Genomic DNA, 17,043 nt, shown 5'->3' on the forward strand with positions numbered 1-17,043 from the left:
AAACGCCCGGTTTTTATCGGAGCCGGATTACCTGAAGCCGATCACGTTCCAGTTTTTGCCGAATGACCTTGGTTATGGCTCGGTTGAACCACCATCCGTTTCGGCGGGGTTCCGGCGCCGAAATCCGGCTGGAATCCCGCAACACCCAGTTGCCAGAACAGGAACGCGTCCTGATCGGCGAGCGAGCGGACATACTGGTCCTTGGTCGAGCCGATACCGTGGCCGGACTGGTAGCTCACCCGCAGCAGGACCGGCCGGCCGGACGTGCTCGCCGCCTGCATCCGGGCTGCGAATTTGGCGACTTCCCAGGGCTCGACCCGCGGATCGTTCGCCCCGGTGATCGCGAGGATCGCCGGGTATTTCACCCCGGTGCGGATATGGGCCATCGCATCCATCGCGTAGATCCAGTGGAAATCGCGCCTTTTCAGCACGTTGCCGAACTCGATCTCGTTCGGCGGGCCGTTCGGGCTGAACTGCATGCGCAGCGCGTTGGTGTCGCCGTGGCTGTCGATCGCCGCGGCGAACAGATCGGGCCGCCAGGCGACCGCGCCGCCGATGGTGATGCCGCCGGCGCTGCCGCCCTCCCCGGCCAGATGCGCCGGCGAGGTATAATGGTGATCGACCAGGTATTGCCCGGCGGCGATGAAGTCGAACACCGTGTTGATTTTCCACTGCTTCTGCCCGGCCTTGTGCCAGGCCTGGCCATACCAGCCGCCGCCGCGGACATGGGCGACCGCGAGGATGCCGCCGCGATCGAGCCAGGCCAGCGAGGTCGGGTCGAAATAGGGGGTGATGGTGATGCCGTAGCTGCCATAGCCGATCAGAAGCGTGGGATTCCTGCCGTCGAGCCTGGTGCCTTTTTTCATGATGATCGAGACCGGGATCATCGTGCCGTCCCAGGAGACCGCCTTGACCTCTTTCGATTCGATGCCGGCGAAGCTGACCTTGGGCGGCTTCTGCAGGCCGGTATTCGCGACTTTACCGGTCGCGGGGCTGAAATCGTACCAGGCGGGCGGCGTGGTCCAGCCGGCGAGATGGAACCAGACGCCGGGGGCTTGCGGATCGGCGATGATCTGGCCGAGGCCGCCCTGGAACGGCATTTTCACCTTAGTGGTTTTGCCGGACCGGTAGCCGACCCGCATGATCCTGCCCATGCCGTCGCGCATCGCGCCGACATAGAGCCCATCCTTGCCCGCGGCCAGGCTGGTGATGACGTCGCGGCCGGGGGCGACCACGGTTTTCGGCGCAGCGGGGGCGGTCACGTCGTAGCGGATCACTTTATAGCGAGGTGCATGGTGCGCGCTGATGATGTCGAGAGTCGCGCCGTGCAGGGCGAAGCCGGTGATCGCCGCCGCGCGCCCGGCCACCTTGCGCCAGGCCGGCGCGCCGCGTTCGAGATCGGCGACCTTGGCGGCGTAGATGGCGTCGACCGACTGGAGTTCCTCGTTTTCGGTGAAGACGCCGAGCGCGTATTTCGAATTCGGCACGGTCATCACCAGCGCGTCCTGCGCCAGGGTCATCGGCGCCGATCTGGCGACGCCATAGCCGAATACCGGCTTGTCCCGCGCGCCGGTGGGATCGTTCGCGCTCAGCAGATGCAGATAGTCGCGGCTTTTCTGGTAGAAATCGGTGACCGGCGCGCCCGCGCCGAATTTGTGCAGCCGGTAATAGATGAAACCCTTGGAATCCGGCAGCCAGGAAACCGGCGGGAAGTCGGTGTTGTCGCCGTCGACCCGCGTGATGCCGATCGGCAAGAGCTTGCCGGTCGCGACATCGAGCACCCGGAGCTTGGCCTGCTCGGACCCGCCGCCGGAGACGCCGAAGGCGACGTATTTGCCGTTGGGCGAGACGAAATAGAAATTGAGCGCCTGCGGGATATGGTTCGTGCTGAAGCGCATCGGGTCGATCAGCAGACGGGGCTTGGCGCCGATTTTATCGAGCACGAAGAGATGCGCGGTGTCCTGGCCGGGCTCGAGGCCCATGTAGAAGATCTTGCCCGCGGTGCGGGTGACCCAGAATACCGCGGCGCCGACATTGGCGTCCTGCTTGATCTGTTCGTAGAGCGCCTGCTTGCCGGGAATCGCATCCAGAACCTTGCGGGTATAGGCGTTCTGTTCGCGCATGAAAGTGGCGAGCCGCTTGCTGCCGGGCTTTTCCATCCAGCGATAATCGTCGACCACCGGCGTGCCGAAATCGTGGCTGACATGGCGGATCGCCGGGGCCGACGGTGGTTTCGGCGGCATCGGCGCGGCCTGGGCGGCAGGGACGAGGCCGGAAACCGCCAAGGCGGCGAGACCAATTCGTTTTGATATCAACGACATAAGGACGACTCCGAAATATTGTGTCGCCAGATTATCGGGCTATGCGGCGCGCCGGAAGCCCCCATTCGACTCGTGCAGGCGCGGTTTTCGGAAAATGTCTCCCGCCGTGTGGTCCATGTCGGTCTTGCGGCGTTTGTTATGAAACTGAGACTATTTCGCTAACCATCGTCCCAGGCGAGAAAAACAGCCAAAATATGATTTTGTTAAATTATATTTAGAGTTTATTGATTTAATTGGACTAAAATTTGACAATTCAAAGCAAAAATCGAAAAATTATTTAAATAATTTAGATTAGAATCGAAATATTTGAGAAGTTTTATAATATACATTCGAGTTTTTGTTGCGAAGCATTGATGTTAACGTTAGTGGTGCTCCCGAATTTTATTTTCCAGGGAGCGCTCTCATGGCCAATTCCGACAGCAGCCGAGGCACGATCGGCTCGACCACTTGGACTGCCGACAGCGACGGGAATAATGGATTCTACAGTAACTACAGTAACTGGTTCACCGGCTCGAACTGGTCGAACGGCGTGCCAGTCGAGTCTTCGGACTCGCTGCAAGGCGTGGTGATTCCGGGTTCGGCGACGCCGGGCCCGACGATCGCGTCCATACTGCAGGGCAATACGCTGCCGTCATCAAACTACAACGTTGTTGACGTCTATCAGGCGATACCATCGTATCAGGGCGGCACGCCCACCGCCTTCTTCGAATATCAGCTCGACGGCCAGGCGATCACCCTCGCCGCCGGCGCGACGCTGACCGAGCAAGGCCTGGCACTCGGACGGCCGGGCGGAACGGGCAGTCTCGGCGGCGTTGACGGCACGATTTCCGGCCTGTCGCCGGCAAGCTCGAAGACGCCGGTGTTCGACACGCTGGCGAGCATCGTCGCGCAGGGCGGCGATACCGTCATTTCCAATGACGTAAATCATAATTTCGGCTTCATCGGCGCCAATGGCGCCGGCAACGACCTGAACATCGCGATCGAAATCGGCGGCAATACCCAATCGCCGCATGGCCTGGTCAATTACGGCGAAATCGACGCCTCGAATCGCGGCACGGTCGATATCCAGGTTACCTCCGCCAGCGGCTATACCGTCAATTTCTATAACGAGGGCTGGGTTCTGGCCGATGGCGGCACCTTCATCGCCAACAGCGTGGCCGACAGCCCGAACGCGGCGAATCCCGGCCATGCGCCGGACGGCTATATCGAGATTTCCCATGGCGGCGAGGCGGTGCTCGGCACCGTCGCGGCGAAGGAACAGGTGGTTTTCGCGGGCGGGACAAACAACACCCTGGCTCTGACCGATGCCGCCGGATTCGCAGGATCGGTCGATGGATTCGGTACGGGCCAGACGATCGAGATCGACGGTTTTTCCGGCACGGCCAATGTCACCACCGCAACCGTCCACGGCGTGACCGAACTGGAGACGAAAAACGGCAAGAAGACCGACATCATCACCCTGGCCGGTTCGATCGCGCCATTCTTCACCGCGCGCACCATCAGCCAGGGCGGCAAGACCACGGAAATCATCACCGCGGGGGCGGACTATACCTTCACCGGCGGCGGCACCACCACGAGCTGGTTCAATCCGTCCAACTGGAGCGGCGAGGTTTCGCCCGGCGAGACCGTGTATCCCGGCGAAACGGTATCGATCCCGACCGGAACCGCCTCGATCGGCGGGACGATGGTGACCGATAACGGCACGATCGGCGTGACCGGCTCGCACACCAGCTTCACCGATACCACCTCGCTGGCGGGCGACGGCACGATTTTCATCGATCACGGCACGCATGTCACTCTGGCCAACAGCACCGGCAATGACGGATCGATCACCGTCGATTTCGGCACCCATGGGACCACGCTTGCCCCGAACGTGCTGGACATCAACGGCAGTCCGGCCGGTTTCGGCGGGACGATCAGGGGTTTCGGCCCGAACGACCGGATCGTCCTGGGCAACAGCACCGAGAAGACGCCGGGCAGCGCCAAGGATGTCAGCCTCAGCTATGATCCGAAGACGGGCGAACTGACGGTGACGGATATCGTCGCGGGCCATACCTATACCGAATCGCTGCATCTGACCGGCACGTTCGACACCGACCCGGCCAACACGCTGTATGATACCGTTGGCCCGAACGGCATCACGATTTCGGTGCCCTGCTTCGCCGAGGGGACGCGGATTCTCACCGCGAGCGGCGAGATCGCGGTGGAGGCGCTGGAGGTTGGCGACCTTGTGGTGATCGGCCGCGAGGGCGGGGTTCGGACGCGCGGCGTCGTGTGGATCGGGCACCGGCATATCGCGCTGGATCGGGTCAAGGATCGCGCGACGGTCGAGCCGATCCGCATCCTGGCCGGAGCGTTCGGGCCGGGTCTGCCGGCGCGGGACCTCACGGTCTCGCCGGATCACGCGATCTTTGTCGACGGCGCGCTGATCGAGGCCAAGACGCTGGTGAACGGCGCGACCATCCAGCGCGACCGGGCGGCCCGGCGCGTGACCTACTACCATGTCGAACTGGACGCGCATGACGTGCTGCTCGCCGAAGGGCTGCCGGCCGAGAGCTATATCGACGACGACAACCGCGCGATGTTCGCCAACGGCGCCGGTGCCGTGGCGCTGCATCCCGATTTCGCGACCGGCGCCAGGGCGGCGCGCTGCGCGGAGCTGCTGACCGGCGGCGCCCGGGTGCGGGACGTGCGGACGCGGCTGCATGAGCGCGCCAAAACGCTCGGGTTGCAAACAACCGATACGCTGGCGGCGAAACTGCTGGCGGGCGGCGATGCGATCGCCGCCTTGCCGGGCGAGACCGGCGTGCTGCGCTTTGCCTTGCCGGCGGGCGTGACAGCGGCGAGCCTGGCGGTCGCGACCGGGGTGCCGGCGGAGGTCGACCCCGGCTCGGACGACCGGCGGTCGCTGGGACTGAAAATCGTTTCGGCGAAGCTGATCGATGCGGCGGGGCGCCAACCTGTCGGGCTCGATTCGATGGACGGGCTGTTCGCGGCGGACGATCATCGCGGACGGTGGAGCGGCGCGCGGGTCGCGCTCGCGCTGCCGGAGGGCGTTGGCGCGCGCGTTCTTGAAATCACCTATGACGCCATCGCCTGCCGCTGGGCGCCCTGGGCGCAACAAGAGGCGGCGTTCGCCTGAGATCGGGATACCGGACGTGACGGGAAGCGGCTTCCGGGTGACCGGAAGCCGTTTTCCTATCTGGATATCGCGCGGCGCTGCTTGACATTTCCGGCCCGCCACGCTCCCTGCCCGACCATGTCAGACGATCTCTCCATCATCGAAACCGAAGCCCGCGACGCGATCGCCGCCGCCGCCGATCCCGCCGCGCTGGACGCCGTGCGCGTCGGCCTGCTCGGCAAGTCGGGCCGGGTCACCGCCCTGCTCAAGACGCTGGGAACGCTCGATCCCGAGACGCGCAAGGCGTTCGGCGCCTCGGTCAACGACCTCAAGGCGGGGCTGGCCAACGCGATCGAGCAGCGCCGCGCGATGCTGGATGCGGCGGCGCTGGCGGCAAGGCTGGAGGCCGAGCGGATTGACGTGACCTTGCCCGCGCGGCCGGAGCGGCGCGGTTCGATCCACCCGATTTCGCGCACCATGGAGGAAATGGCGGCGATTTTCGGCGCGATGGGGTTCGCCGTCGCCGACGGGCCGGATGTCGAGGAGGATTGGTATAATTTCGGCGCACTGAACATTCCGGCTCACCACCCGGCGCGGGCGATGATGGACACATTTTATCTGAAATCCGCCGGGCGCAACCGGCCGATGGTGCTCCGCACCCAGACCTCGCCCTTGCAGATCCGCACCATGCTGAGTGCCGAGCCGCCGATCCGCATCATCGCGCCGGGGCGGACCTATCGCTCGGATCACGACGCGACCCACAGCCCGATGTTTCATCAATGCGAGGGGCTGGTGATCGACCAGGGGATCACCCTCGCGCATCTGAAAGGCTGCCTGATCGACTTTCTGCGTGCCTATTTCGAGCGGCCCGACCTCAAGGTGCGGTTCCGGGCCAGCTATTTCCCGTTCACCGAACCGTCGATGGAGGTGGATATCGCCTGGGACCGCAAGAGCGGCGAGATCGGCGGCGGGGCGGACTGGCTGGAAATCCTCGGCTCGGGGATGGTGCATCCCAACGTGCTGGCCAATTGCGGGCTCGACCCGCGCGACTTCCAGGGCTTCGCCTTCGGCATGGGGGTGGAGCGCCTCACCATGCTCAAGCACGGAATCGCCGATTTGCGGCCGTTTTTCGAAAGCGATATCCGCTGGCTCGCGCATTACGGCGCCTCGCCGATGGCGCCGGTGACGCTTCACGAAGGGGATGCGCGATGAAGTTCACGCTCGGATGGCTGAAGACGCATCTCGAAACCGATGCGCCGATCGAACGGATCGCGGAGACGCTGAATGCGATCGGGCTGGAGGTCGAGGGTATCGCGGATCGCGCCGCCGCACTCGCGCCGTTTCGGATCGCCCGCGTGATCGAGGCGGTGCCGCATCCGAACGCGGACCGGCTACGCGTGTGCCGGGTCGATACCGGGAGCGGCGAGGTTTCGGTGGTGTGCGGCGCGCCGAACGCGCGCACCGGCATGACGGGCGTGTTCGCGTCGCCGGGCGCGTTCATTCCGGGGACTGGAATTACCCTGAAGACGGGCGAAATCCGCGGCGTCGCCTCGGCAGGGATGCTGCTCTCGGCGCGTGAAATGGGGCTCGGCGAGGACCATGCCGGCATCGTCGAGCTGCCGGAGGATGCGCCGGTCGGCGCGGCCTATGCGGCGTGGGCAGGGCTCGACGATCCGGTGATCGAAATCGGGGTCACGCCGAATCGCGGCGATGCCTTCGCGGTGCGCGGCGTGGCGCGCGATCTCGCCGCCGCCGGGCTGGGTACGCTGAAGCCATGGTCCGCGCCGAAAATCGTCGGTGACGGGCCGAGCGTGGTGGTCTGGCGCAACGACTATCCCGAAGCCTGCCCCTGGGTGCTGGGGCGCACGGTGCGGGGCGTGACCAACGGCGAAAGCCCGGACTGGCTGAAGCGGCTTCTGACCGCGATCGGGCTGCGGCCGATCAATGCACTGGCCGATATCACCAATTTCTTCACCGTTGATCTCGGCCGGCCGCTGCACGTGTTCGACGCGAACAAGGTGGCGGGCGGTGCGCTGGTGCTCCGGCGCGGTGCCGGCGAGACGTTCAGGGGGTTGCACGGGCGCGACGTGACGGTCGAGTCCGAGGATTGCGTGATCGCCGATGCGGCGGAGGTTCAGTCGCTCGCCGGCATCGTCGGCGGCGAGGCCACCGGATGCGATGCGACGACGACCGACGTGTTCATCGAATGCGCGCTGTTCGACCGGGTGCGGGTCGCGCTGACCGGGCAGCGGCTCGGAATCCATTCCGATGCGCGGCAGCGTTTCGAGCGCGGCATCGATCCGGCGCTGCTGCCGGCCGGGCTGGACGCGGCGACCGCGATGATCGTGGAAATTTGCGGCGGCGTGCCGAGCGAGGTGAGCGTGGCTGGCGCGGAGCCGGCGTGGCGGCGGTGGGCTGCGATGCGGTTCGAGCGGCTGGCCGGGCTGGGCGGCGCCGATATCGAACCGGAGCGCGCGATCGATATTCTGCGGCGGCTCGGTTTCGGCGTCGCGGGGCGGGGTTCGGATTCAGTCACCGTCGATGTGCCGTCCTGGCGCAACGATATCGCCGTCGCGCGATCCAACTATGCCTATGACCCCGATATCTATTTTGAAGGGTCCTTGACCGGCATTCTCGATCCGGCGCCCGATCTTGACGCCGGACGCGTCAGGACAGTGCGTGAAGGCGCTTCGGCGATCGGAGCAGAAATCGATCTGATCGAGGAGGTGCTGCGGATCGACGGGCTCGACCGGATCGCGCCGGTGTCGTTGCCGGGCATCCCGGCGGTGCCGCGCGCGACTCTGACGCTCCGGCAGGGGCGCGCCGTGCGGGTGCGCCGGCTGCTCGCCGCGCGCGGCATGGCCGAATGCGTGACCTTCAGCTTTCTCGACCGGGAGAGCGCGGCGCGGTTCGGCGCGACGCCTGAGGCGCTGGCGCTGGCCAACCCGATCGCCGCCGATCTCGACCAGATGCGTCCCACCCCCCTGGCGACGCTGGCGTTGGCCGCCGCAAAGAACGTCGCGCGCGGCTTTGCCGATCCGGCGCTGTTCGAGATCGGGCCCGGTTTTCGCGACGCGACGCCGGAGGGACAGGATTCGATCGCCGCCGGGCTGCGGGTGGGCGAAACGCCCTTGTCCTGGACCAGCCCGGCGCGTGCCGTGGATATCTGGGATGCGAAGGCGGATGTTCTCGCGGTTCTGGCCGAACTCGGCGTACCGATGGAGGCGCTGAGCGTGACCGCCGATGCGCCGGGGCACTATCATCCGGGCCGGTCCGGCACGGTGCGGCAGGGGCCAAAAACCGTTCTCGGGCATTTCGGGACGCTGCATCCGGCACTCTGCGCGGCGCTCGACCTGCCGGCGAACAGCGCGGGATTCGAGATCATGCTGGACGCGATCGCCGAACCGAAGCGGCGGCGCAAATCGGCGCCGTCGCTGCCGCCGTTCCAGCCGATCCGGCGGGATTTCGCGTTCGTCGTCGATGCGGGAATCTCCGCCGAGGCGCTGCTCCGCGCGGCGCGCGGCGCGGACCGGGCGCTGATCGCCGAGGCGGCGCTGTTCGACCGCTATGCCGGAAACAAGCTGCCGGGCGGGCAATTGTCGCTCGCCATCGCGGTGACCATCCAGCCGCGCGAGGCGACCCTGACCGACGCGGAGATCGAGGCGCTGTCGGGCAAGATCGTGGCGGCGGTGGCCAAGGCGACCGGCGCGACGCTGCGAAGTTGATTTATGCAAAGCCCTCAGACGCCGGGCGCGCGCATCCGCGCGCTTGGCTTCCGCAGCTAAAGCTGCGCGTCCGCGTTGCGGCCGGTAGCGGAACGAGCCAAGGCTACGTTCCGCTGTTTTTCAATCGGACGGCGTGGGCAGCGGTTCCGCCTGGATGCCGCTATTGCCCGAATAGGGCGGCGGGGTCGCCGAGGCAGGCGCCATGCCGACGCCCGGCGCATAGGCGAGCCAGTCCGGCAGGCTCTTCTGGATCTGGTATTGCAGCTCGACATTCATGTCGGCCATCATCCGCTTGGTCAGGTCGTAGAGGGCGGCGCGCATCCGGTCCGGACTCTCGTTCGACGGCGCGGTGGTGCTGCGCGACACCGTGGCATCGGCATAGCCGGCGCGCTGGCCGTTGCTGGCGCGGACATCCAATTCCACCGTCATCGTGCCGTCCAGCATGTCGCCAACCTGATCGAGCGCGGCGCGCTTGATGACGAACACGGCGGCGCCGGGACTGCCATCCGCGACCAGGCGTTCCTGCGCCATGCGTGCAAGCGCCGAGGCGGGCGCTTCCGGTGCCAGGGTGATCATCTGCGCCGCGTTCGGGCCGGGCAGGTATTCGTCGCGCACCTGAACGCTCGCCACCTTCAGGGTGATCGGCGGCAAATAGGAATAGTCGAGCGGCGGGAAACTGGTTGGCACCGGCGGCCCGCTCGAACACGCGGCGAGACCGAGCGGGACGGCGAGCAGGGCGGAAGCGAGCAGCCTGCGCGTCATTTTCGGGCGGGTCATCTCGATGTCTCCTGGCGTTCGGCGGGTCCGCTGGCTTCGATATCGGCGCGCGGGAACCGGAAATCGACATTGCAGAATTCGCAGGTCATGGTGATCGTCCCATCGACGGTCATATGGTCCAGATCCTCCTCGGAAAATCCGCCGAGCACATCCGCAAGGCGGGCACGCGAACAACGGCAGCCATAGGCGAGCGCGCGCGGGCGGTCCACCGCGACGCCTTCGCCGTGAAACAGTCGGTAGAGCACCCGGTCGGGCGGCAGCGAATCGTCGAGCAGTTCGGCCTCGGTGATCGTCGCGGCAAGAATTTTCGCGGTGCGCCAGGATTCTTCCTGCGCGGCCTCGGACAAAGCAGGGTCGATGCCGCCGGCACCGGCGATCCGCTCGAGGATCAGCGCGGCGGCGCGCCAGCCACCTGGCGTTTCGGCGCAAGCGAGATGGATCGCGCAAGGGAGCTGTTCGCTGGTGGAAAAATAGTGCAGTACCATGTCCGCGAGGCTGTCGCCTTCCAGGCTGACGATGCCCTGGTGGCGCTCCATGTCCGGGCCCTGATCGACGGTGAAGGCGAGAAACCCGTCGCCCATCAAGGCGCGGGCGGTTGGGGTTTCCGGGAGTTCGGCGGCGTCGGCGAGCCGGGCATAGCCGCGCAGCGCGCCGGATTCGGTGCAATCGGCGAGCAGGAGCGGCACCGCGCCGTCGCCTTTCACCTGGAGCGAGAAGGTGCCGGAGAATTTCAGCGCGGTGGCGAGGCCGGCGACCAGGGCCAGAGCCTGGCCGAGCAAGGCGCGCACCGGCGGCGGATGGTCGTGGCGGGTCAGCAGCGCATCGGCGAGCGGGCCGAGGCGCACCAGGCGGCCGCGCACCGGCTGTTTCGGCAGAAAGAAGGGCGTGACGCCGCGCGGCACCGAAAGATCCGGCACGTCGGGGCGGTTGCGGTCGAGAAACGGCGGCAGGTCGGTCATAGGGCTTAGATAGAGGCTTGCGCGCGGCTTTGCCATTGCCCGGCGGTCCGATCGCCATGCGGTTGAAACCGCTTGCCGGGCGCGGCCGCGCAAGCTAGCGATACGGCATGACCGAGCATGACGACGGCGACCTGATCGCGGCGATCCAGACCCTTTCGCGCGCGAGCGTGCTGGTGGTGGGCGATCTGATGCTCGATCGCTACGTCTATGGCCTGGTTGCGCGGGTCAGCCCGGAGGCGCCGGTGCCGATCCTGACCGTCTTGCGCGAGATCGCGATGCCGGGCGGCGCGGGCAATGTGGTGCGCAACCTGACCGCGCTGGACGCCGCGACCGCTTTCGTCTCCGTGGTGGGCGACGACCAGGAAGGGTCGGACCTGACCGCGCTGATCGGCGGGCAGCCGAATGTCGAGCCCTGGCTGCTGGTGGAGAACGGGCGGGCCACCACGGTCAAGACGCGCTATATCGCGGCGGGGCAGCATCTGATCCGCGCCGACCGGGAACGGACCAGCGTGCTGCCGGAAAAACTCGCCGAGCGGCTGCTGCGCATCGCGAACGATGCGATGGCGGCGACGACGGTGACGGTGCTGTCCGATTATCGCAAGGGCGTGCTGGCGCCCTCGCTCGCGCGCGCGCTGATCGCGGCCGCGAAGGCGATCGGCCGGCAGATCGTGGTCGACCCCAAAGGGGCCGACTGGTCGCACTACGCGGGCGCGGACGTGATCACCCCCAACCGGCGCGAATTGGGGGAAGCGGTGGGGCGGGAACTGGCCGATGAGAACGCGATTGTCGATGCGGCGCGGGAGATGATCGGGCGGTTCGGCTTCGGCGCGGTTCTGTGCACCCGCGCCGAGGACGGCATGAGCCTGATTTCCGGCGAAATCGTGCGGCATTATCCGGCCGAGGCAGCGGAAGTTTATGACGTGTCGGGCGCGGGCGACACGGTGGTTGCGGCGCTGGCGGCGGGGCTGGCGGCCGGATTGCCGCTGACCGTGGCGGCGCGGATTTCGAACATCGCCGGCGGGCTGGTGGTGGGCAAGGTCGGCACCGCCGTGGCACGGCCGAACGATCTGATCGACGCGGTGAAGCCCGCCTCCGGCGCGCTGCGCAAGGTGGTGACGCGGCAGGCCGCCGCCGAGGCCGCCGAGCGCTGGCGCCAGCGCGGCTGGCGAGTCGGCTTCACCAATGGCTGCTTCGATCTGCTGCATCCGGGCCATGTGCATCTGCTCGAACAATGCCGGGCCGCGTGCGACCGGCTGATCGTCGGGATGAACGCCGACGCCTCGGTGCGGCGGCTGAAAGGGGCCTCGCGCCCGGTGCAGCCGGAGGCGGCGCGCGCGGCGGTGCTGGCCTCGCTCGCCAGCGTCGATCTGGTGGTGATCTACGAGGAGGATACGCCGCTCGAATTGCTGGATGCGATACGGCCCGATCTGCTGGTGAAAGGCGCGGATTACACGCACGATACGGTGGTTGGGGGGCGCGAGGTGGAATCCTGGGGCGGGCGGGTGATGCTGGCCGAGCTGCTGCCCGGCCATTCCACCACGGCGACGGTCACGCGCCTGAGACGATAGTCGTCAATTGTTAGTGGACCGCTATTCCGCCGGGATGCGTTCGGCCTCCTCGGCGCGCAGCGGTACCGGCAGGAATTTGGCGTAGTCGCGCGGCACCACCATCCAGCACCTGGCAAGCGTGCGGCCCCACGCGTTGAGCAGCATTTCGGCGTAGCGGCTCTGGGTTTCGCGCGCGTGCTCGGCCACCAGGCTTTTCAGATGATCGGCCCAGTAGGGTTCGGTCACCCGATCCCACAGCAGGCTTTCCGGGTTGATGCGCAACTCGAACGTATCGTCTTGGTCATGGACGAAGGCGATGCCGCCGGTGAAGCCGGCACCGAAATTGTCGCCGACCGGCCCGAGAATCGCGACGGTGCCGCCAGTCATGTATTCGCAGGCGTTGGAGCCCGCGCCTTCGATGACGGCGACGGCGCCGGAGTTGCGCACGGCGAAGCGCTCGCCGGCCTGCCCGGCGGCGAACAGCTTGCCGGAGGTCGCGCCATAGAGCACGGTGTTGCCGATGATCGTGTTGTGGTTGCTCGCGATATTCGATGACGGCGGTGGGCGGACCACGATGGTCGCACCCGACAGCCCCTTGCCGACATAGTCGTTGGCGTCGCCGAAGACTTCCAGCTTCAGCCCCTGCACCGCGAAGGCGCCGAGCGACTGGCCGGCCGAGCCGCGCAGGCGCACGGTGACGTGATCGGGCTGGAGTTTCACGCCGCGCAGATTGCGGACGATGCGCGAGGAGAATTTGGTGCCGATCGCGCGATGCGTATTGCGGATGCCGTATTGCAACTGCATTTTTTCGCCGCGCTCGAAGAAGGCGCCGGCATCTTCGATCATTTGCGCATCGAGCGATTCGGGAACCTCGTTGCGGCCTTCCAGCGTGCAGTATCGCGCATAGGGACCTGGATCGGCCTGGGCGAGAATCGCGTTGAGGTCGAGATCGTCGAGAATTTCCGAGCCGCGCGAAACCTGGTGCAGGAGGTCGGTCCGGCCGATGACATCGGCAAGGCGCCTGACGCCGAGCGAGGCGAGGATGTGGCGGACATCCTCGGCGACGAAGGAGAACAGGTTGATGACCTTCTCGGGCGTGCCTTCGAACTTCGCGCGCAACGCCTCGTTCTGGGTGCAGACGCCGACTGGGCAGGTATTGGAGTGGCACTGGCGCACCATGATGCAGCCCATCGCGACGAGCGAGGCGGTGCCGATGCCGAATTCCTCGGCCCCCAGCATCGCGGCGATGACCACATCTCGCCCGGTCTTGATGCCGCCATCGGTACGCAGCCGCACCTTGTGGCGCAGCCGGTTGAGCATCAGCACCTGATGCGCTTCCGACAATCCCATTTCCCAGGGCAGGCCGGCATATTTGATCGAGCTTTGCGGGGAAGCGCCGGTGCCGCCGGAATGACCGGAAATCAGGATCGCGTCGGCTTTCGCCTTGGCGACACCCGCGGCGATGGTGCCGATACCGGAGCGCGAGACCAGCTTGACGCACACGCTGGCCTGCGGGTTGATCTGCTTGAGATCGTAGATGAGCTGGGCGAGATCCTCGATCGAGTAGATGTCGTGATGCGGCGGCGGGCTGATCAGCATGACGCCCGGCGTCGAATGGCGCAGCTTGGCGATCAGCTCGGTGACCTTGAAGCCGGGCAACTGCCCGCCCTCGCCCGGCTTGGCGCCCTGAGCGATCTTGATCTCGATCTCGCGGCAGTTGTTGAGATATTCGGCGGTGACGCCGAACCGTCCCGAGGCGATCTGCTTGATCGCCGACGCGGCGTTATCGCCGTTCGGGCGCGGCCTGGCGCGTACGGGATCTTCGCCGCCCTCGCCCGAATCGGAGCGTGCGCCGATCCGGTTCATCGCGATCGACAGGGTTTCATGCGCTTCGGGCGACAGGGCGCCGAGCGAAATGCCTGGAGACAACAGGCGTTTTCTGATTTCGGTGATGCTCTCGACCTCATCGACCGGAATCGGCGTGCGGCCTTCGCTGCGGAATGCCAGCAGGTCGCGCAGCGCCACCGGCGCGTGGCTGTTCACCGCATCGGCGTATTTGCGATACAGGGTGAAACTGTCGGTGGCGACGGCGGTTTGCAGCAGATGCACCATGTCGCCGTCGAACGCATGGGTTTCGCCGTTGCGGCGCAGGCGATAGGCGCCGCCCACCGGCAGGGTGATCACATCGCTGTTCCAGGCGGTTTCGTGCAATTCGATCAGCTTGTGCGCGATGCCGGGCAGGCCGATGCCGGAGATGCGCGACAGCATGCCGGGAAAAAATTCGGCCACCAGCGCGCGCGACAGGCCGATCGCCTCGAAATTATAGCCGCCGCGATAGGAGGAGATGACCGAAATGCCGAGCTTCGACATCACCTTGAGCAGTCCCTTGTCGACCGCCTTCTTGTAGCGGCCGACGCAGTCCTTCAGCGTGAGATTGCCGAACAGCCCGCGCCGGTGACGGTCGGCGATGCTTTCCTGGGCGAGATAGGCGTTGATCGTGGTCGCGCCAACGCCGATCAGAACGGCGAAATAATGCACGTCCATGCACTCCGCCGCGCGCACATTGACACTGGTGAAGGTGCGCAGGGATTGCCGGACCAGATGGGTATGGACCGCACCGGTCGCCAGGATCATCGGGATCGGCACACGGTCCGCGCAAAACGCCTCGTCAGTCAGAATGACATGGGTGCAGCCCGCGCGCACGCCCTCCTCGGCCTCGCGGCGAATGCGCTCGATCGCGGCGCGCAACCCGCCTTCGCCATCCGCGACCGGGAAGGTGCAATCGACCACGCAGGCGGCCTCGCCCATGGTGCGGCGCATCGCGTCGAATTCGGCGGTCGAGAGGACCGGGCTTTCGAGCTGCAGCAGATCGCACTGCTCGGAATCCTCGTCGAGCACGTTGCCGAGATTGCCGAGCCGGGTTTTCAGCGACATCACCCGCGATTCGCGCAGGGAATCGATCGCCGGGTTGGTGACCTGCGAAAAACTCTGGCGGAAATAATGATGCAGCCCGCGATAACGCTCCGATAGAACCGCGATCGGCGTGTCGTCGCCCATCGAGCCGACCGCCTCGTTCGCGTCCTCCACCATCGGGTGCAGGATCAGTTCCAGTTCCTCGAGCGTGGTGCCGACCCCCAACTGACGCCGGCGCAATTCCTCGCCGCCGAACTGCACCGGCTCGGGCGCGTCGGTTTTCACGATATGATCGATCACCGTGATGCGCCTGGTCCAGGCGCCGAAATCCTGCCGCGCGGCAAGCACGTCCATGATTTCGTCGAAATGATAGAACCGCGCCTCGTCGAGATCGACGGCGATGGTCTCGCCGGGGCCGACCCGGCCACGCTCGATGATCCGGCTTTCATCGAGCTTGACCATGCCGGTTTCAGACCCGACGATCAGCATGCCATCGTTCGTCCGCGTGTAGCGCAGCGGGCGCAGGCCGTTGCGGTCGAGCCCGGCGAGCACGAAACGCCCATCGGTCGCGGTGATCGCGGCCGGCCCGTCCCACGGTTCCATCACCGCGTTGCAATAGAGCACGAGATCGCGATGTGCCTGTTTCATCGTCGCATCCGCGCCGATGGAGGGCGGGATCATCAGCGTCTTTGCCATCGGCGCGTCACGGCCGCCATGCACGAGCAGTTCGAAGACAGCATCGAGCGTCGCGGTATCGGAGCCGCCGGCCTGGATGACCGGCTTGATGTCGTCGAGATGATTGTTCAGCATCTCGGCGGCGAGCCGGGTTTCGTGGCTTTTCATCCAATTCACGTTGCCGGCCAGCGTGTTGATTTCGCCGTTATGGGCCAGCATGCGGAACGGCTGGGCGAGCCGCCAGGTGGGAAACGTGTTGGTTGAATAGCGCTGATGGTAGATCGCGAATCGCGAGATGAAGCGCTCGTCCAGCAGATCGGGGTAGAATTCGGTCAGGCTTTCCGCGAGGAACATGCCTTTGTAGATGATCGACCGGCAGGACAGCGAGCAGATATAGAGTTCCGGGATCTGGGCCGCAATCGCGGCTTTCTCGATGCGCCGGCGGATGATGAAGAGATCGCGCTCGAAATCCGGCTCGGCCTTGCCGAGCGCGTTCCAGACCATGATCTGTTCGATTTCCGGGCGCGTGGCATTGGCTTTCTCGCCGATGCAGGACACGTCGATCGGCACCTGGCGCCAGCCATAGATGCGGTAGCCGAAATTGAGGATTTCGGTTTCGATGATCTGCCGGCAGCGTTCCTGCGCGGAAAGATCGGTTTTCGGCAGGAACACCATGCCGACCGCGACCGGCCCCTGGCGCATCCGGTCGCCGCCGCGCTCCACCGCCTCGGCGAAGAAATCCTGAGGGATTTCCACATGAATTCCCGCACCGTCGCCGGTCTTGCCGTCGGCGTCCACCGCGCCGCGATGCCAGACCGCCTTGAGCGCGTCGATTCCGGCGACCACCACGTCGCGCCGCTTGCGACCGTCGAGTGCCGCGATCAGGCCGACGCCGCAGGCATCGTGCTCCTGCGACGGATCGTAGCTGCCTGTCAGCTTGGCAATGTTGTTCTGCCACGCGGCGAGGAATTCCGTTGCGGTTTCCTGGGCGGTCTCTGGGGTCAT

Annotated in this window: 8 protein-coding genes; 4 read left to right on the plus strand and 4 right to left on the minus strand. The window is 65.9% G+C overall.

The window, feature by feature from the left end; translation table 11 throughout:
• Positions 1–41 precede the first annotated feature (41 nt).
• Positions 42–2,321: a prolyl oligopeptidase family serine peptidase gene (locus AiwAL_RS04165; protein WP_262312177.1), complete on the minus strand. Its 2,280-nt coding sequence runs from the start codon at positions 2,319–2,321 to the stop codon at positions 42–44.
• Positions 2,322–2,724: 403 nt separating this feature from the next.
• Between AiwAL_RS04165 and AiwAL_RS04170 the strand changes: the two genes are divergently transcribed.
• The 3 genes from AiwAL_RS04170 to pheT all read left to right on the plus strand — a co-directional run bounded on the left by AiwAL_RS04170 (position 2,725) and on the right by pheT (position 9,167).
• Positions 2,725–5,463 carry a Hint domain-containing protein gene (locus AiwAL_RS04170; protein WP_262312178.1) on the plus strand — a complete coding sequence of 913 codons (2,739 nt, stop codon included), beginning with the start codon at positions 2,725–2,727 and terminating at the stop codon, positions 5,461–5,463.
• 117 nt (positions 5,464–5,580) lie between these two features.
• A complete protein-coding gene (pheS, locus tag AiwAL_RS04175) occupies positions 5,581–6,654 on the plus strand; it encodes a phenylalanine--tRNA ligase subunit alpha (protein WP_262312179.1) in 1,074 nt (357 codons plus the stop codon).
• A complete protein-coding gene (gene pheT, locus AiwAL_RS04180) occupies positions 6,651–9,167 on the plus strand; it encodes a phenylalanine--tRNA ligase subunit beta (RefSeq protein ID WP_262312180.1) in 2,517 nt (838 codons plus the stop codon). The genes pheS and pheT overlap by 4 nt, the downstream gene beginning before the upstream one ends.
• 120 nt (positions 9,168–9,287) lie before the next feature.
• On the opposite strand, the gene AiwAL_RS04185 is transcribed toward pheT, so the two are convergent.
• Both AiwAL_RS04185 and AiwAL_RS04190 read right to left on the minus strand, forming a co-directional pair.
• On the minus strand, positions 9,288–9,944 hold the full coding sequence (locus tag AiwAL_RS04185) for a hypothetical protein (RefSeq protein WP_235702960.1): 657 nt from the start codon (positions 9,942–9,944) through the stop codon (positions 9,288–9,290).
• Positions 9,941–10,939 carry an Hsp33 family molecular chaperone HslO gene (locus AiwAL_RS04190; RefSeq protein ID WP_408851223.1) on the minus strand — a complete coding sequence of 333 codons (999 nt, stop codon included), beginning with the start codon at positions 10,937–10,939 and terminating at the stop codon, positions 9,941–9,943. Before AiwAL_RS04190 ends, AiwAL_RS04185 begins: the two co-directional genes overlap by 4 nt.
• A 71-nt stretch (positions 10,940–11,010) precedes the next feature.
• Between AiwAL_RS04190 and rfaE1 the strand changes: the two genes are divergently transcribed.
• Positions 11,011–12,471: a D-glycero-beta-D-manno-heptose-7-phosphate kinase gene (gene rfaE1, locus AiwAL_RS04195; RefSeq protein WP_235702962.1), complete on the plus strand. Its 1,461-nt coding sequence runs from the start codon at positions 11,011–11,013 to the stop codon at positions 12,469–12,471.
• A gap of 21 nt (positions 12,472–12,492) precedes the next feature.
• On the opposite strand, the gene gltB is transcribed toward rfaE1, so the two are convergent.
• Positions 12,493–17,043 (minus strand): glutamate synthase large subunit, encoded by a 4,551-nt coding sequence (gene gltB, locus AiwAL_RS04200; protein ID WP_235702963.1) that lies wholly within the window; start codon positions 17,041–17,043, stop codon positions 12,493–12,495.

This window comes from Acidiphilium sp. AL, from assembly GCF_025499445.1.
GTDB classification, from domain to species: domain Bacteria; phylum Pseudomonadota; class Alphaproteobacteria; order Acetobacterales; family Acetobacteraceae; genus Acidiphilium; species Acidiphilium iwatense.